This is a genomic window from Marinobacter sp. BSs20148, assembly GCF_000283275.1.
GTDB classification, from domain to species: Bacteria; Pseudomonadota; Gammaproteobacteria; order Pseudomonadales; family Oleiphilaceae; genus Marinobacter; species Marinobacter psychrophilus.
The window spans coordinates 1,615,873-1,633,943 of the sequence record NC_018268.1 but is presented as its reverse complement, the minus strand read 5'-3'; the positions used below and the strand labels follow the sequence as shown (position 1 = coordinate 1,633,943).

Here is an 18,071-nt window from a genome sequence, read left to right as displayed (position 1 = left end):
TCAGAAACCCTGTTTCAGGCTCTCGTTAACCTGTTCGCGCAGTTCTTTGCCGGGTTTGAAGTGAGGCACAAATTTTGCCGGTAATTGTACTGCTTCACCGGATTTCGGGTTACGCCCTACTCGCGCGGCACGATGATGGAGGGAAAAACTGCCAAAACCGCGAATTTCGATGCGCTGGCCATCTGCCAGAGATCGGGACATGTGCTCGATGATGGTTTTTACCGCCAGTTCCACGTCTTTAACCGACAACTGCGTCTGCTTTGAAGCAATTAACTCAACCAGTTCCGACTTTGTCATGAGGCATTGCCCTCTTGCGTTTTTATTCGATGAATAAAACTACTTTACCATGCCTCTAGTTTAGCCACATCGAAAAAAAACACAAAAAAAACGGGCTCTTAGAGCCCGTTTTTTTAACACAACTCAGAAATTAATCCTTGTTGGCGTTCTGCTGCTGCATCTGTTCCTTGATGAGATCACCAATGGTGGTCGCACCGGAGGCGCTTTCTGCAGTCTTGGTACGCACTGTATCCAGAGCCTGCTTGTCGTCTTCAACGTCTTTCGACTTGACGGACAGGTTGATAATGCGGTTTTTGCGATCAATGCTGATGATCTTAGCTTCAACTTCTTCGCCTTCCTTCAACGCGTTGCGTGCATCTTCAACACGATCACGGCTGATTTCGGAAGCCTTCAGAATTGCTTCAACTTCATCGCTCAGGGTAATAGTAGCTGCCTTGGCATCGACGGCAGAAACAATACCTTTAACGATAGAGCCTTTGTCATTCAACTGAACGAACTCCGCAAACGGATCGCTTTCCAGCTGTTTGATACCCAGAGAGATACGCTCGCGCTCGGGATCTACAGACAGGATAACAGTGTCAACTTCGTCGCCCTTCTTGTATTCACGGACGGCTTCTTCGCCAGTCTCGTTCCAGCTGATGTCAGACAAGTGAACCAGACCGTCGATGCCACCATCCAAACCGATGAAGATACCAAAGTCAGTGATTGACTTGATCTTACCGGAGATCTTGTCGCCCTTGTTGAAGTTGCCAGAGAAGTCTTCCCATGGGTTGGATACACACTGCTTGATACCCAAAGAAATACGACGACGTTCTTCATCGATATCCAGAATCATCACACCCACTTCGTCGCCAACCTGGACAACTTTAGAAGGATGAATGTTCTTGTTGGTCCAATCCATTTCAGACACGTGAACCAGACCTTCAACGCCTTCTTCCAGCTCAGCAAAACAGCCGTAATCGGTCAGGTTGGTAACGCGTGCTGTGACCTTGCTACCTTCTGGGTAGCGAGCCTTGATTTCAACCCAGGGATCTTCACCCAGTTGCTTCAGACCCAGTGATACGCGGTTGCGCTCACGGTCAAATTTCAGAACCTTGACGTTGATTTCATCGCCAACGTTCACGATTTCGCTCGGATGCTTGATGCGCTTCCAGGCCATATCGGTAATGTGCAGCAGGCCGTCAACACCGCCCAGATCTACGAACGCGCCGTAGTCAGTCAGGTTCTTGACGATACCCTTAATTGTCAGACCTTCGGTCAGGGTTTCCAGCAGAGCTTCGCGCTCGGCGCTGTTTTCAGCTTCCAGAACGGCACGACGTGAAACAACCACGTTATTACGCTTCTGGTCGAGCTTGATAACCTTGAATTCCAGTTCTTTGTTCTCGAGGTGCGCGGTGTCGCGAACCGGACGAACGTCTACCAAGGAACCCGGCAGGAACGCACGAATGCCAGCCAGATCAACGGTGAAACCACCCTTAACCTTGCCGTTAATAATACCTTTAACCACTTCTTCCGCTGCGAAGGACTTTTCAAGCACTGTCCAGGCTTCTGCACGCTTGGCCTTTTCGCGGGATAGGCGGGTTTCGCCGAAACCATCTTCAACTGCTTCAAGGGCTACGTCTACAACGTCGCCTATGACTACTTCCATCTCGCCTTTTTCATTCAGGAACTGGGAGGCGGGGATAACGCCTTCGGACTTCAGTCCGGCGTTAACGGTGACCCAGTCGCTATCGATATCAACAACGGTTCCCTGGACGATGGAACCTGGCTGCATATCAATTTCTTTTAGGCTTTCTTCAAAAAGATCCGCAAAGCTCTCGCTCATTATGAGTCCTATATGTTCAACGCAAGTATCTCGTGCCGCCAGCAACACGGTCTGTTAATTAAGTCCGGAATCAGCCTGGGGCTGGCAGATTGTGCTGTTCCCGGATTTCCAATGGCAAAAAGGTGCCATCAGGCTTGGCCTGCTGCTGCCATACACCTGACTAACACCTCTTCTATGCTTAAACCTGTGGAATCAATGACTTGCGCATCATCCGCGGGCTTAAGCGGGGCAGCTGAACGATTCATGTCCCGTTCATCACGTACCCGAATCTCTTCTAAAACGTTCGCAATACTAACATCGACGCCAGCTTGCAGCAACTGGCTAAAACGGCGTTGTGCCCGCTCTTCAGCACTGGCCGTCAAAAAGATTTTTACCGGTGCGTCCGGGAACACCACTGTGCCCATATCGCGACCGTCGGCTACCAGGCCTGGCGCCTTACGAAAATCGCGCTGGCGCTGCAACAGAGCATCTCGAACGGACTGCATCACCGCCACTTTAGACGCGTTATTGCCACATTGTTCGGTGCGAATCGCCGCGTTTACATCTTCTCCGGCCAGCAGTACTTTTGTGGGTTCACCAGGGGCTGTGGGTTCAAAGGTGACATCCAGGCCGGCAGCCACCACGACCAAAGCAGGCTCGTTGTCTAGCGCCACGCCCTGGCGCTCGGCCGCCAATGCGGTCAAACGATAAAGAGCGCCGCTGTCCAACAGATGCCAGCCCAACTTGCGCGCCAGCATTTGGGTAATAGTCCCCTTACCCGAACCACCCGGGCCATCGACCGTAATAACCGCTGCTAGCTGCACACCCATCAGACGTCTCCCTGGCTTTGGATATTCATACCCACCTGCTGCGCCAGTTCGACAAAGCCGGGGAACGACGTTGCAACGTTGGCACAGTCGTTGATGACAATCTCGCCTTGTGCACGCAGTGAGGCCACCGCAAACGACATGGCAATGCGATGGTCGCCGTGGCTGTTAACAATACCGCCGGTCATGGCCTGGCCTCCGTCGATGATGATGCCGTCGGGAATGACCGTGGTTTTAACGCCTACCGCTGCCAAACCGTCCGCCATTGCCTGAATACGGTCACTTTCTTTAACCCGCAGTTCTTCCGCGCCACGCAGTGTGGTGCGGCCTTCGGCGAAAGTAGCAGCGATAAACAGGACCGGAAACTCGTCGATGGCCAGCGGCACTTCCCTTTCAGGAATGTCGATGCCTTTCAGTGGGGCGTAACGCACGCGAACATCTGCCACCGGCTCGCCGCCAATCGCGCGCTCGTTACTAACGTCAATGCTTGCACCCATTAGCCGCAGTATATTAATCACCCCGACACGCGTGGGGTTCATACCGACGTGGCGCAATGTCAGGTCAGAGCCTGGCGCGATACTGCCGGCTACCAGAAAAAACGCCGCGGACGAAATGTCGGCCGGCACGTCAATATTGCAAGCAACCAGCTTGCCGCCGCCGCTGACGCTGGAGGTCCCGTCATTGCGATACACATGATAACCAAAACCTTCCAGCATGCGCTCGGTATGGTCACGCGTGGGCGCAGGCTCTGTGACTGACGTGACGCCATCGGCGTATAATCCGGCCAGTAGCAGGCAAGATTTTACCTGAGCACTGGCCACCGGCATGTCGTAGTGAATTCCGGTCAGTAGCTGGCTGCCGCGAATTTTCAGCGGTGGCCGCCCGCCTTCGGCCGTATCAATCACCGCACCCATGGCGCGCAGCGGGTCGGCCACCCGGCTCATCGGCCGCTTGGTAAGGCTGGCGTCACCCACCAGTTCGGAGTCAAACGCCTGAGCCGCCAGCAAACCTGAAAACAGCCGCATTCCTGTGCCGGAGTTGCCCAGATAAATGGGCCCGCGCGGCGCCTGCAAGCCGTTCATGCCAACACCGTGAATGCGCACGAAGCCATTGCTGGGGCCTTCAATGGTCACACCCATATCGCGAAAAGCCTGCACCGTGGCCAGGCTATCTTCGCCTTCCAGAAAGCCGTTCACTTCGGTAATGCCCTCGGCCAAAGCACCCAACATGATAGAGCGGTGCGACATGGATTTGTCGCCCGGCACCCGAATATCTCCCACAATTGGGCCAGCGGGCTGAGCCCGGAAGGTCACCTGATGTTCTGTATTGTTAGTCACGTAGGCCTGTCCTGAGAGCATTTTTGAAAAGTGTTCGCGAGCAGCTCTGGCACGAGTAAAAACCCGTAACAAAGTGTCCCCATCCTGGTCGGCAATGGCCGAACGCAGTTGGTCTAGATCTTGGGTAAACCGGTCAATCGTATGCAGAACAGCGTCGCGGTTTGACAGAAAGATATCACGCCACATAACCGGATCGCTGGCAGCAATGCGAGTAAAATCACGAAATCCGCCGGCCGCGTAACGGAATATATCCATATTCTGGTCGTCGCCGGCGAGAGTATCTACCAGGGAAAACGCAATAAGATGAGGCAAATGGCTGGTGGCGGCCAGCACCTCGTCATGATGCTCCGCGGCCATGGTCAGCACGTTAGCATCGCAGGCACGCCACATAGCGGTTACTTTGCCCAAGGCTTGCGGGCAAGCATCATCCGCAGGCGTCAGAATGACTTTGTGTTTGGCGAACAGCTGCGAATTCGCCGCCCGAATGCCGCTTTTCTCCGAGCCGGCAATGGGGTGGCCAGGTATCACCGTTGCTGGCAAGTGCCCTAAAACCGCGCGCACATCATTTACAAATCCACTTTTCGTACTGCCCACATCGGTAATAATGGCATCGCCGTTCAGCGCCGGTTGTATTTCCCGCAACACCGACTGGGTGGCTTTTACTGGCACTGCCAACACCACCAGATCAGCTCCGCTGACCGCCTGCGCAGCAGACTCTGCAGCGCTGTCGATCACGCCCAACTCAACGCCCAGGGCCAATTCGTCGGCGCGGGTGTCAAAACCCACTACTTCTTCCGCCAGCTTGTTTTCGCGCAGAGCCGCAGCCAACGAGCCACCGATCAGCCCCAGACCAATTATCGCAACGCGCTGAAACAGAGGCTGAACTACGGGCATGTCAAGCGCCCTGTCCGGACGCAACCAGCGTCTGGGAAAGGGCCTCTATAAAGCGCGCGTTTTCTTTCGCAAGACCCACCGACACCCGCAGGTGTCGCGGCATGCCGTAACCGGCCACGGGGCGCACAATCACACCGTGCGCCAAAAGCGCCTGATAAACATCCATGGCATGCTCACCCACATCTACCGCAATAAAGTTGGCCGTAGACGGAATATACGACAATCCCATGGCTTCAAACGCAGCACCAAGCTGAGCCAGGCCATCACTGTTCACCCTGCGCGCTTCATTCAGATAAGCTTCGTCGCCCAACACCGCCGTAGCCGCGGCTAAAGAGACGCTGCCCACGTTAAACGGCTGGCGCACCCGGTTAAGAATGTTGGCAATGGCCGCAGAGCTGATGCTGTAACCAATGCGCAGCGCCGCCAGGCCCCAGGCTTTGGAAAAAGTGCGGCACACAATCAGATTGGGATAATCGGGCAACAGCACCAAGCCGTCGGCGGCGTCCTCGCCTTGCATGTATTCGCAGTAAGCTTCGTCTAACACCACCAGCACCCGCGCGGGCACTTTGTCCATAAACGCCTTCAGGGCTTTAGCGCCGTGCACCGTGCCTGTGGGGTTGTTGGGGTTGGCCACAAAAATCAGTTTTGTGCGATCGGTAATCGCCTCAGCCATCGCATTCAGATCATGTCCCCAGTGTTGCGCTGGAACACACACGCCCCGCGCGCCAATCGCTTGGGTAACAATCGGGTAAACGGCAAAGGCATACTGGGAATAGATCACTTCGTCATCAGCACTGGCAAAGCAACGGGCGATCACTTCCAGCAAGTCGTTAGAGCCGTTGCCCAGAGTCAGTTGTGACGTTTCTACAGTAAAACGCTTAGCCAAGGCTTGCTTCAAATTAAAGCCGTTACCGTCTGGATACAAGCACAACTCGCCCATCGCTTTTTGCGCAGCCTGCACGGCTTTCGGGCTGGGGCCCAGTGGATTTTCGTTGCTGGCCAGCTTTATGATGTCGGCCGGATTCAGGCCCAGCTCGCGCGCCAACTCTGCAATTGGTTTACCGGGTTGATACGGCGATAACGCCTGAACACCGGATACTGCAAGACTCTGGTAATCAATCGCCATGATTTGTCCTTGAAGCAGGTTAAAGCACACCAATAGGGTAAGACCCCAAACGCTTGAGTTCTACCGCTTCTACATCCACTTCGGCCAACACTTTACGAGCGGGCTCGTCGTCCATATGGCCTTCAAAATCGATGTAGAACACATAGGCCCAGGTGCCCGTTTGCGAAGGCCGGGTTTCAATGCGAGTCAGGCTGATGCCGTGGCTGTGGAACGGTTCTAACAACTGATACAAAGCGCCCGGCTTATTGCGCATAGACACCAGCACTGACGACTTATCGTGACCGCTGGGGGTAACCGCTTCGCGGCCAATAATCAGAAAACGGGTGGTGTTGTCGGGCCGGTCTTCAATGCTGTTTGCCAGCTTGACCAAACCGTAGAGCTCTGCCGCCATATCGCCGGCAATAGCTGCGGCGCCTGGTTCTGCTGCCGCACGGCGCGCCGCCTCAGCGTTGCTGGAGACGCTGATGCGTTCGATGCCGTAGCGGTGGGTATCCAGCCACTGGCGGCACTGGGCGAACGACTGCTGGTGCGAGTAAATTCGGGTGATTTCCTGGCCGTCGTTCTGCGGCGCCACCATCAGGTGGTGGTGAATGCGAAGTTGCACTTCGCCGCAGATTTTCAACGGCGAAGACATGAACATATCCAGAGTGTGGTTGATCATGCCTTCGGTAGAATTCTCAACGGGCACTACGCCGTAGTGCGCAGCTCCAGATTCCACTTCGCGGAACACCGCATCAATGGCAGGCATGGGCACGCTCACCACCGAGTGGCCAAAGTGCTTGAGAGCAGCGGCCTGGGTAAAGGTGCCCAACGGCCCCAAAAAGGCAATGTGCATGGGTTTTTCAAGGGCCAGGCACACCGACATAATTTCGCGGAACAAGCGCGCCATTTCCTCGCCGGGTAACGGCCCCGGGTTTTGTTCCATAATACGGCGCAGTACTTGGGCTTCGCGTTCGGGGCGGTAGAAAACCACATCTTGCCCCGGATTGGCGGCCATTTTTACATGGGCAACTTCTTGGGCGCAGCGGGCACGGGCACTGATCAGCTTCATAATCTGCTGATCAATACTGTCTATTTCGTCGCGCAGTTCCGCCAATCGAGCTTGCTCATCGCTCATGGTTAACCGCGCTCCTTGGCAAATTCCGCCATATAGGAGATCAGTGCGTCTACGCCGGCTTCCGGCATAGCGTTGTAGATGCTGGCTCGCATGCCGCCTACCGACCGGTGACCTTTCAGGTTCAGCAACTGGCGCTCATCAGCACCTTTTAAAAAAGCGCTGTTCAGAGCCTCGTCAGCAAGAATGAAGGGCACGTTCATCCGGGAGCGAAAGCGCGGATCAATGGGGTTGGAGTACAACGGGTTGGTATCAATAAAGTGGTACAGCTTTTTCGCTTTGCGGGCGTTGAGCTCGCCTATGGCGCTTACGCCGCCCTGATCTTTCAGCCACTTGAAAACCAGCCCCGCAAGGTACCAAGAGTAAGTCGCCGGCGTGTTGAACATCGAGGCGTTATCGTCCATCACCTGATAGTTCATCATGGTCGGGATCTTCGCGTGGGCTTTACCCAGCAAATCTTTGCGAACGATGACAATCACGAGGCCAGAAGGACCGATATTTTTCTGCGCGCCGGCGTAAATCAGACCGAATTTCGAGACGTCTACGGGGCACGACAGCATGCTGGATGACATGTCCGCAACCAAAGGCACCTTGCCGCTGTCGGGAACAAAATCAAACTCCAGACCACCAATGGTTTCATTGGGCGTGTAATGCAGATAAGCCGAATCAGCACGGGTTTTCCAGCCGGCCTGATCAGGCACGGTAGTAAAACCGCACCCGGCAGAGCTGGCCACCACATTCACGTCGCCGTAACGGCGGGCTTCAGCGATGGCTTTTTCGGACCAGATACCGGTGTTCACGTAATCAGCGGAGGCTGAGTTACCAAGCAGATTCAGGGGCACAGTAGCAAACTGGCTAGAGGCGCCGCCCTGCATGAAAAGAACGGCGTAATCGTCTGATATTCCAGCCAAATCACGCACATCCTGCTCGGCAGTTTCGGCGATTTCAACAAACTCGTCGCTGCGATGGCTCATTTCCATCACCGACATGCCGGTACCGCGCCAGTCGAGCATTTCGTCCCGTGCCTGTCGCAGCACTTGTTCCGGCAAAGTTGCCGGGCCTGCACAAAAATTATACGCCCTGCTCATGTTGCTGTGGTCTCTCGCGTCTTGCTGATTCAGTGTGCCGGCTGCGGCGACTTATTCGTCGCCGGCATCCGCGTCGCCATTATCGTCTGCATCGGCACTGTTACCGTCAAGCGTTTCGCCGCCTGCTTGCAGATTTCTTTGCTCACTTGATGCATCTTCACCCGTGACACCTTCAACCTCGGTGTCTTCCCCGATGATCTCTTCAGCGTCGGTTTCAGCAATGCGCTCTACACCCACCAGGCGTTCGTCTTCCTGACTGAGCTTGATCAGGCGCACACCCTGGGTGTTGCGACTGAGCACAGACACTTCATCGGTACGGGTACGAACCAGCGTGCCCTTGTCCGAGATCAGCATCATTTCGTCGCCGTCGAACAGTTGCAATGCGGTCACCAGGTTGCCGTTACGATCAGAGCACTGCATGGCGATAACGCCTTGGCTGCCGCGACCGTACGTGGGGAATTCATCCAGGTTGGTGCGTTTGCCGTAGCCGTGTTCGCTCGCCATCAGTAATACGGCGTTATCCTGTGGAATGATCAATGACACCACGTGATGGCCTTCGGCCATACGGATACCGCGTACACCCCGTGCGGTGCGACTCATCGGGCGCACCGCTTCTTCTTTAAAGCGCACCGCTTTACCGGCGGTGGAGAACAGCATGATTTCGGCGCTGCCGTCGGTGATCGCCGCGCCAATCAGGGTGTCACCTTCGTCCAGCGACAGCGCAATCAGGCCACTGCTGCGTGGGCGGGAGAAGTTCGGCAGCGGGGTCTTTTTGACCACGCCGGCTGATGTTGCCATCAATACAAACTGATCTTCCGGGTAGTCCCTAACCGGCAGGAAGGTGGTGATACGTTCACCCTCGTCCAGCGGCAGAATGTTCACCATCGGGCGGCCGCGTGAAGCACGGCTGGCGCGCGGAATTTCAAACACCCTCAACCAGTAGACCTTGCCACGGTTAGAGAAACACAAAATAGTGTCGTGAGAGTTGGCCACCAGCAGTTTTTCTACGAAATCTTCGTCTTTCATAGAGGTCGCCGCTTTACCACGACCGCCACGGCGCTGGGCCTGATAATCTTCCACCGCTTGAGTCTTGGCATAGCCGCTGTGGGAAATGGTGACGACCAGTTCTTCTTCATCAATCAGATCGGCCACGGTCAAATCGCGGCGGGAGCTGGTGATTTCAGTGCGACGCTCGTCGCCAAACTCTTCCACAATAGCTTGCAGTTCGTCGCGAATGACCTGCATCAGGCGCTCCGGATTACCCAGAATGTCCAACAAGTCGGCAATACGCTCCAGAATTTCGCGGTATTCGTTTTGCAGCTTTTCGGTTTCGAGACCAGTCAAGCGGTGCAGACGCAGGTCCAGAATCGCCTGGGCCTGTTCCGGAGACAAATGATATTTGCCATTGCGTAAGCCGTAAATTTCCGGCAAATCGTCCGGACGGCAGGCATCTTCACCAGCGTGCTCCAGCATGGCCATCACGTCTTCGGATCCCCAGCCTTGGGCAATCAGCTTTTCCTTGGCTTCGGCGGCCGAAGGTGAGGCTTTAATCAGTGCGATGATCTCGTCAATGTTGGCCAGCGCAACCGCCAGACCTTCAAGAATATGACCACGTTCGCGGGCTTTACGTAGCTCAAAAATCGTCCGACGAGTAACCACTTCGCGACGGTGACGTATGAAGGCGTCCAGCATTTCCTTCAGATTGAGGATGCGCGGTTCGCCGTCAATCAGCGCCACCATGTTGATACCGAAAACGGTTTCAAGCTGGGTCTGTTTGAACAGGTTGTTAATGATCACGTCCGGGTTTTCACCGCGGCGCAATTCGATAACAACGCGAATGCCTTCCTTGTTGGACTCGTCACGCAGCTCAGTGATGCCTTCCAGGCGCTTTTCTTTCACCAGCTCGGCGATTTTCTCGATCAACCGCGATTTGTTCAGCTGATACGGCAGCTCGGTGATGATCACCGCGTCGCGCTTGGTCTTGGCGTCGTGCTCTACTTCGTGACGGGCGCGAATGTACACGCGGCCACGGCCGGTGCGATACGCCTCAACAATGCCCGCACGACCGTTAATGATGCCCTCGGTGGGGAAATCCGGACCGGGGATGAACTCCATCAATTGATCAATGCTTAAGTCTGGGTCATCAATCAGTGCCAAACAGCCTTTCACCACCTCAGTGAGGTTGTGGGGCGGAATATTAGTGGCCATACCCACGGCGATACCAGACGAACCGTTGACCAGCAGGTTCGGCACGCGGGTAGGCATAACCACCGGAATCTGCTCTGTGCCATCGTAGTTGGGCACGAAATCGACCGTTTCTTTGTCCAGATCGGCCAGCAGAGAATGGGCGATTTTCTTCATGCGGATTTCGGTGTAACGCATGGCCGCGGCGTTGTCGCCGTCGATGGAGCCAAAGTTACCTTGGCCGTCTACCAGCGGATAACGCAGCGAAAACGGCTGAGCCATACGTACGATGGTGTCGTAAACCGCAGAGTCACCGTGCGGGTGGTATTTACCAATAACGTCACCCACCACGCGGGCGGACTTTTTATAGGCTTTGTTCCAGTCGTTGTTCAACACCGACATGGCGAACAGTACGCGACGATGTACCGGCTTAAGGCCGTCGCGCACATCCGGAAGTGCCCGGCCCACAATCACGCTCATAGCGTAATCCAGGTAGGACTGCTTCAACTCGTCTTCAATATTTACCGGCAGGATCTCTTTGGCTAACTCACCCATCGAGAAAGGTTCCTTTGCGTTAACTGAAAATCGTATCAGGGCCCGATTCTGACCCCGTTAATGAGTTCTGTGACAAGCCGAGCAGTATACCACACAGGCACCCTCCACGGGGCCTTGAGGGCTACTGTTAATCAAATACCACGGTCTTGTTTTCGTGAGTGATCACGCGGTCTTCGATATGCGAACGCAGACCGCGTGCCAACACACTTTTTTCCACATCTTTACCCAGGCGCACCATGTCGTCAGTGGTATCGCGGTGGGTGATGCGAATCACCGACTGTTCGATGATCGGGCCTTCGTCGAGGTCCTGAGTCACATAGTGACAAGTAGCCCCGATAAGCTTCACACCACGGCTGTAGGCCTGGTGATAAGGGCGGGCGCCGGCGAACGAAGGCAAAAAGCTGTGGTGAATATTGATCACCTTGCCCGCGTATTTGGCGCACAGTTCCGGCGGCAGAACCTGCATGTAGCGCGCCAGCACCACCACATCGACCTGGTACTGCTCGAACAGGTCTTCAATGTGGGCAAAGGCTTCTTCGCGTTTGTCTTTACTGGCCGGCACGTGGTGGTAAGGAATGTCGTGCCATTCCACCATGCGGCGCAGATCGTCGTGGTTGGACACTACCGCGACAATTTCGACGTTCAGTTCTTTGCTCTGCCAGCGGTGCAGCAGATCAGCCACGCAGTGGGATTCTTTGCTGCACATCAACACCACTTTTTTCGGCTGCGCCGAATCGGTGATACGCCAGTTCATGTTGAACTCGCGGGCGATGGGTGCAAACGCTGCGCGAAACTGTTCCAGGCCAAAGGGAATCGAGTTGGCCTTGATTTCGTGACGCATAAAAAACCAACCACTGTGGGTATCGGAATGGTGGCTTGCTTCGGTTATCCAGCCGTTGTAGGTGGACAAAAAATTACTCACCTTAGCGACAATTCCAACCCCGTCCGGGCAGGAAATCACAAGACGGTAGGTATGCTCCATGAAAGCCTTTCCTTAACTCAAACGCGGGAAAGCGGATACGTCGGGGGGAAAGCCACAACTTGAAATCAAGCTGACGGCGTTACGCACCAATGAAAATAACGCGTTATGATAGCGTATCTGAACGCTGGAAACGAGGAGCTAACGCATGCACAGCCATCTACAGGCACCCGATTCAAAAACAGACTCAAACTCCCGCTCAGGGCGATTAAAAGCCACCGTGCTGGGTGCTTTTGCTATTAGCACCAAGTTGGTGGCTGTTAGTACCCGTTTAATAGTGATCAGCACCAGTCTGGCTGTCAGTTACGGCGCCCACGCCGATGCCATTCTAGAGGGCGAACGCTTTAATCCGGTCACTGCTACGCAGGGCATGGTGTCTACCAGCCACGCCCTGGCCACCGAAGTCGCGCTGCAGATATTAAAAGACGGCGGTAATGCAGTGGATGCCGCGGTTACAGCCGGCTTCGCCCTGGCCGTTACCCAACCCCGCTCCGGCAATATTGGCGGCGGCGGTTTTATGTTGATAGCGCCGGGTGATGGCGCCGCGCCGGAAGCCATTGACTACCGCGAAACCGCGCCGGCAGCAGCCACCGAAGATCTGTTCCTGGACGACGATGGCAACGTGGTACAAAACCGCAGTCGCTTTACCCACAAAGCCGCAGGCGTGCCCGGCACGGTGGCCGGGCTGGCTCTGGCTCTGGAACGCCATGGCAGCATCAGCCTCAAGCAGGCTTTGGCGCCGGCAATCAAGCTGGCCAGTGACGGCTTTATAGTGCCGCGGCGCTTCAACGAAGGGCTGGAGCAGGCCCGCGAGCGCATGACCCTCTGGCCGGCCACCCTGAAAACCTTTTATAAAGAAGACGGTTCAGCCTGGCAGCCCGGCGAACGCTTTCGCCAGCCGGAACTGGCAGCAACCTTGCAACGCATCGCAGACCAAGGCACCGACGGCTTTTACAGAGGCGAAACTGCACGTCTGATTGCTGAAGAAATGGCCCGGCACGACGGCCTGATTACCGAGGCTGATCTGGCCGGCTACAAGCCTGTCGTTCGCACACCGGTACACGGCACTTATCGCGGATACGACATTTATTCTATGTCGCCGCCCTCCTCCGGCGGCGTTCACATCGTGCAGATTCTGAACATTATGGAAGGGTTCCCCATCGCGGAATTCGGCCACAACTCCGCCAGCGCCATTCACTACATGGCCGAAGCCATGAAACTGGCCTACGCCGACCGCACACAATATCTGGGCGACACCGACTTTGTGGATGTGCCTGTGGCGGGATTAATCAGCAAGGGCTATGCAGAAGAGTTACGCGGCACGATTAGAGCAGAAGAAGCCCGCCCGGCCAGCGAGATAAAACCGGGGCAACCTGCGGCTTATGAAAGTCCTGAAACCACGCATTTTTCAGTAGTAGATCGTTGGGGTAATGCGGTATCAAATACTTACACCATCAACTTCAGTTACGGTTCAGGCATTACCGTGGCCGGCGCCGGTTTTTTATTGAATAACGAAATGGACGATTTCAGCGCCAAGCCAGGCGTACCCAACGCTTACGGTTTAATCGGCGGCGCAGCCAACAAGATCGAACCCGGCAAACGCATGCTCAGTTCCATGTCGCCTACCGTGGTTCGCAAAGACAGTCGCAACTTTCTGGTAACCGGCAGCCCTGGCGGCTCGCGCATCATAACCACGACTCTGCAGGTAATCATGAACGTCATAGACCACGGCATGAACATACAAAGCGCGGTCAGTGTGCCGCGTATTCATCACCAATGGCTGCCAGATCAGATTCGTATAGAGCAAGGTATTAGTGCAGACACAGTGAAGCTGTTGGAGAACAAAGGTCACACGGTGGTCACTGACTCGGCAATGGGCGCTATTCAGAGCATTATGATTGGCGAAGATGGCACGCTTTACGGTGGCGCAGACCCTAGGCGCAGTACGTCATCGGCACAAGGCTTTTAAGCCTTGAGAAAAATTAAAACAGCGATTACGCCATAAACACGTCCGTCAGGTTTTGGTCAGGCTAGCCACAGTGCGCGCCGTGCGTTCAAATGTGAGCGCAATGCGCTCAAACATACCCTCAATAATAACCGTTTGTTGATCTGGCAAGTCCACCGAATGTACAGCCTGCAACAAACGGTCACTGGCTTCGCGAAACCCGGGATTGAACTCGCCACGGGAGCTCATTAGATAGGTATCTGCCAGCACCTGCTGCCAGTTAAGCAGCTCGGCATCTACCAGCGGCCCACGCCGCTTACGAACGAGTTTACGCAGGCGTATAGACGTGTGCCCCAGGTTAAGGCCCGTAAAACCCAGGTCTGTCATAAAGCGTTCGCTGCGTTTATTTTCCTGATCGTAATTGGCCAGCCTCAGCAGGCGCTCGCCCATGCGGCCGTTGTACCAGCGTTCCGGCGCGGGATGGTTGTTTATATCCACCAGATCTCGCGCTGTTGCGAGCAATAGCCGCCGCTTCATCAAGTGGCTATCGGGCGGCGCAATCAGCTGAAATATCCAATAGAGCGCACCAATACCTACCAGCAGGCCGAGCGCGTTGTTGGCGGCGTCTGCGGCGTTAAATGTCATATCGTTACCAGGCTGGATAATCAGCGCGAATGGAATGCAAAAACCCAGGCCGTAAGGCAAGGTTTCGCGGCTGGCCAACGCCACAAGACCAATGTAATAAGGCCCAGCCAATACCAGTATCAGAATTTCAAAATCCCCACTGCTTTGTGACAGCAGTGCCAGCCCGAACACCAGCGCCGCCGGTACCGCGACCACCACACCCAATAGCAGGCGGCGAAGAAATACCTTCAGAAAGGCTAGAGAAAAACGTGCGAAAGTGACCGAAAACACCACCGGCAAAATCATCATCAAAATGGCCGAGGGGCTGGCAGTGGTCACCCAGACGGTGGCACCAAACAGAAACACCATGCCGGTACGGAAACCGTTGATGGCGCCAAACAGAGGGTCCCGATGAGTGGATAGCTTGGGAGCTTTCAACAGCGTGCTGTCGGGATTCTCTAGAGCGTTGTAGGCCCGCAACACCACTGCCAGGTCTGATGCCAGCTCTAAGGCCGTGCCTGCCAGGCGGGTAACAATGGCAGACTCATCTACAAACGCAGAACGCTGCTCCAGCAGCTGTCGTCGCAATGCCTGCGCCAGGCGGTAGGCTTCTTCATAGTTGTCAGTCGCAACGACCAGACGAAAATGGGTGCGCATAGTATCCAGCATTTGGCGAAACGCTGGCGACAGCAGGTCATCGTGATTACGATGGAAACGGCCAAGAATCTGGGTCAACGCTAACAGCGACAGCACCTTGTTGCTGAGCAAATTGGCAGCCCGGCTGCGCCCAGGACCCTCCGGGCTTTCATACACCACGGCGCTGGAGTCGTCTGCCAGCGCAACCAAGGTTTCCAGAATCTGCTCAGCGCTTTGGTGGCGCTGGTCGTGGGAGCTTTGCGGGTCCAGCTCGAAGGTCAGATTTTCCAAGGTTCTGTTAATAACCTTGCGGGCGTCGTCGCGCATTTGGTCTTTCACCATCATTGGCCACAGCAGCTTACTGACCAACATGGCGCACACCGCGCCCACTGTGATTTCACTGATACGAGCCTGGGCAATATCAAACACGGCCTTGCTACTGGCGGCTTCGGCATTGGCCATCACCAGAATCACCACCAGAGCAGCGGTCATGCCGGCCATGGCAAAGGCATAGATAAAGTTTTTGCTGTGCACCATGGCCGCAGCCGCGGAGTTCAGGCTCACCCACAAAACCAGACTGGCCAGTGCCAGCAGCGGGTAAGGTATCAGCAGCGCCAGTATCAGGATGCCGACGGCACCCCCCAGCAGCGATCCCAGAATCAGGCACAGGGCTTTTTCGATTACCATCCCGCTTTCCGGGCGGATCTGTAGAAAAATAGCGGCGACCAAGGCCCAGTAAGGTCGTTCCAACCCCAAATACATGGAGGTGAACAGCGCCATGGCCATGGCGATAAGGCCTTTGAAGGCGAAAATCACCGCGTGCTTGTCGGGCATCAGCAGCTGTGCAAGCCAGGGGTGTAGCTGCATATTACTGATCGGTTTCGAGGTAGATTGAAACCGTCATGCCGGCGCTAAGATTGAGTTCTGGCGGCAGTGAGTCCAGAGTGATATCCACCGGTATGCGCTGGGCCAAACGTACCCAGTTCACCGCCTGCTGCACTTGTGGCAACAACTGGCTGTTGCTACTAACGCTGGTGTCGGCAATGCCTTGGGCAATACTGGTGACCTTGCCCTGCATTTCGCCGCCGCTCATCAGTGTTACCCGAGCATTTTGGCCAACGTGAATTTTCTGCAGCTTGGTTTCTTCAAAGTAACCGGTCACGTAAAACGAGCTTTTCTGCACCAGAGACACCACCGGCTGGCCCTGGTTCACGTAGTTGCCTTCGTTCAGGATGAGATTGCTAACGGTGCCGGTTTCAGGCGCCGTTACCCGGGTGCGTTGCAGGTCAATACGAGCCGTTGCCAGCTGAGCCTGAGCCAACTCGTAACTGGCTTTGGCAGATTCGGTTTGAATGCGGTAGGTTTCCAGATTCTCACCGCTAATAGTCTGGCGGCCGTTTAAGCCTTCGTGGCGCTGATACTGATGCTGGGCTAATTCCCAGGCGCTGCGCTTCTGCGCCAGATAAGCGCCGGCTTCGGCAATTTTTGCCTGATAGCGGGATTCGTCAATCACAAACAGCAAGTCACCCTTGTTAACCGGCTGGTTGTTGCTCACTTCAAGGCGGGTTACCCAGCCGGACACGTCGGGCGCTACGGTAATGACATCTGCGCGAATACGGCCATCGCGGGTCCAAGGCGAATGCAAATAGTGATTCCATATCCAGTTGCCAGCCAATATGGCCGCAACCACCACCAGCAGGGTAACTCCAACACGCAATAATTTTCCCATAAGCCGGCTTCAGTCTCCCACCCAGTAAATAGTCAACGCCAGATAACATACAAAAATGCCCACATCGAACCAGGCATCTTTCCAGATATAACGCCGCCAATGCAGCCGATGCAGCACCCAGCGAGTGGCCATGGTCATCAAAAACGCCAATGGCCCCAGCACAACCAAAGGGCTGAACAGCATTCCGCCCAAACTCAGCTCATGAAACATGCGTGTTTTTATCACCCGGTTATTGCGCAATCTGTGTGTATCGCCAGCAAAGAATGTATTGGACAACTATCGGATACGAAAACCAATAGCCATTTGCCAGTACATCCGCAACTAATTCGACTTGGCGCTTATATCAGGGTATTGGCAGTGACAAATCACCGGCCGCCAGGCTTGCGTCGATTAAGCCCCCGCCAACCTAGTAGCAAGAGTTCGGCGACGATTCAGGATTAATATCACCAGCCACTTCTTCCGGGTCTATACCGTGATGAGCCAGCACTTCTCGCACAAAATTCACCTGCGCCAGCACTCGCCCGGCATCGTCACCGTAATCGTAGCGGTTTACTTCTACCGGCTGCGGCATAAAGGTAAAAGCGGTTTTCAATGCGGTCAATGTATCGTCGTCTATCATCAGCAGGTACCGGTTAACGTGAATGATTTTCAAAACCGACTATCGGCGAGGACGCACCCAACGTCAATCATTGCTAGTGCCCCGTTTAGCATTACTGATCATGCACCTTAAGGCTCAATAAGTGTCGTTCTCGCTGTACACGGCCACCGACAAGTCACCGTTGTTTGCCTCTGTTACCACAAAGGTGATCGGCTTACAGCACACCTGACAGTCTTCAATGTATGACTGCTGCGCGTCTTCGGGGTTAATCAGCACCTCAGCAGACTCACCGCAGTAGGGGCATTCAATTATGGTTTCGGTCAATTCGTTCATA

Annotated in this window: 15 protein-coding genes; 1 reads left to right on the top strand and 14 read right to left on the bottom strand. The window is 55.0% G+C overall.

Going from position 1 to position 18,071, the window contains the following annotated elements; all coding sequences use genetic code 11:
• From MRBBS_RS07340 to purU, 9 genes are all read right to left on the bottom strand, one after another.
• On the bottom strand, positions 1 to 297 hold the full coding sequence (locus tag MRBBS_RS07340; RefSeq protein WP_014870821.1) for an integration host factor subunit beta: 297 nt from the start codon (positions 295 to 297) through the stop codon (positions 1 to 3).
• Between the two features lie 130 nt (positions 298 to 427).
• Positions 428 to 2,122, bottom strand: coding sequence for a 30S ribosomal protein S1 (gene rpsA / locus MRBBS_RS07335; RefSeq protein WP_014870820.1), 1,695 nt, complete (start codon positions 2,120 to 2,122; stop codon positions 428 to 430).
• A 128-nt stretch (positions 2,123 to 2,250) separates the two neighbouring features.
• On the bottom strand, positions 2,251 to 2,931 hold the full coding sequence (cmk, locus tag MRBBS_RS07330) for a (d)CMP kinase (protein ID WP_014870819.1): 681 nt from the start codon (positions 2,929 to 2,931) through the stop codon (positions 2,251 to 2,253).
• On the bottom strand, positions 2,931 to 5,159 hold the full coding sequence (locus MRBBS_RS07325; RefSeq protein WP_014870818.1) for a bifunctional prephenate dehydrogenase/3-phosphoshikimate 1-carboxyvinyltransferase: 2,229 nt from the start codon (positions 5,157 to 5,159) through the stop codon (positions 2,931 to 2,933). The genes cmk and MRBBS_RS07325 overlap by 1 nt, the downstream gene beginning before the upstream one ends.
• 1 nt (position 5,160) lies before the next feature.
• Entirely contained in the window at positions 5,161 to 6,285 is a 1,125-nt protein-coding gene (gene hisC, locus MRBBS_RS07320) for a histidinol-phosphate transaminase (RefSeq protein WP_014870817.1), read from the bottom strand.
• Positions 6,286 to 6,304: 19 nt separating this feature from the next.
• Positions 6,305 to 7,402 carry a prephenate dehydratase gene (gene pheA / locus MRBBS_RS07315; protein WP_014870816.1) on the bottom strand — a complete coding sequence of 366 codons (1,098 nt, stop codon included), beginning with the start codon at positions 7,400 to 7,402 and terminating at the stop codon, positions 6,305 to 6,307.
• A 2-nt stretch (positions 7,403 to 7,404) separates the two neighbouring features.
• Entirely contained in the window at positions 7,405 to 8,487 is a 1,083-nt protein-coding gene (gene serC, locus MRBBS_RS07310) for a 3-phosphoserine/phosphohydroxythreonine transaminase (protein WP_014870815.1), read from the bottom strand.
• Between the two features lie 51 nt (positions 8,488 to 8,538).
• Entirely contained in the window at positions 8,539 to 11,226 is a 2,688-nt protein-coding gene (gyrA, locus tag MRBBS_RS07305; RefSeq protein ID WP_014870814.1) for a DNA gyrase subunit A, read from the bottom strand.
• Between the two features lie 127 nt (positions 11,227 to 11,353).
• Positions 11,354 to 12,208 carry a formyltetrahydrofolate deformylase gene (gene purU / locus MRBBS_RS07300; RefSeq protein ID WP_014870813.1) on the bottom strand — a complete coding sequence of 285 codons (855 nt, stop codon included), beginning with the start codon at positions 12,206 to 12,208 and terminating at the stop codon, positions 11,354 to 11,356.
• Between the two features lie 145 nt (positions 12,209 to 12,353).
• Here purU and ggt point away from each other — a divergent pair, with 145 nt between their 5' ends.
• Positions 12,354 to 14,174 carry a gamma-glutamyltransferase gene (gene ggt, locus MRBBS_RS07295; RefSeq protein WP_014870812.1) on the top strand — a complete coding sequence of 607 codons (1,821 nt, stop codon included), beginning with the start codon at positions 12,354 to 12,356 and terminating at the stop codon, positions 14,172 to 14,174.
• A gap of 45 nt (positions 14,175 to 14,219) precedes the next feature.
• Here the strand turns inward: ggt and MRBBS_RS07290 are convergent, their stop codons facing one another.
• From MRBBS_RS07290 to MRBBS_RS07270, 5 genes are all read right to left on the bottom strand, one after another.
• Complete coding sequence (locus MRBBS_RS07290; protein ID WP_014870811.1) at positions 14,220 to 16,277, bottom strand: FUSC family protein; 2,058 nt, start codon at positions 16,275 to 16,277, stop codon at positions 14,220 to 14,222.
• Between the two features lies 1 nt (position 16,278).
• Positions 16,279 to 17,139: an HlyD family secretion protein gene (locus tag MRBBS_RS07285; protein WP_014870810.1), complete on the bottom strand. Its 861-nt coding sequence runs from the start codon at positions 17,137 to 17,139 to the stop codon at positions 16,279 to 16,281.
• A 9-nt stretch (positions 17,140 to 17,148) separates the two neighbouring features.
• Positions 17,149 to 17,349, bottom strand: coding sequence for a DUF1656 domain-containing protein (locus tag MRBBS_RS07280; protein ID WP_014870809.1), 201 nt, complete (start codon positions 17,347 to 17,349; stop codon positions 17,149 to 17,151).
• A gap of 196 nt (positions 17,350 to 17,545) precedes the next feature.
• A complete protein-coding gene (locus MRBBS_RS07275) occupies positions 17,546 to 17,758 on the bottom strand; it encodes a hypothetical protein (RefSeq protein WP_014870807.1) in 213 nt (70 codons plus the stop codon).
• Between the two features lie 114 nt (positions 17,759 to 17,872).
• Entirely contained in the window at positions 17,873 to 18,070 is a 198-nt protein-coding gene (locus MRBBS_RS07270) for a CPXCG motif-containing cysteine-rich protein (protein WP_014870806.1), read from the bottom strand.
• Between the last annotated feature and the right edge of the window lies 1 nt (position 18,071).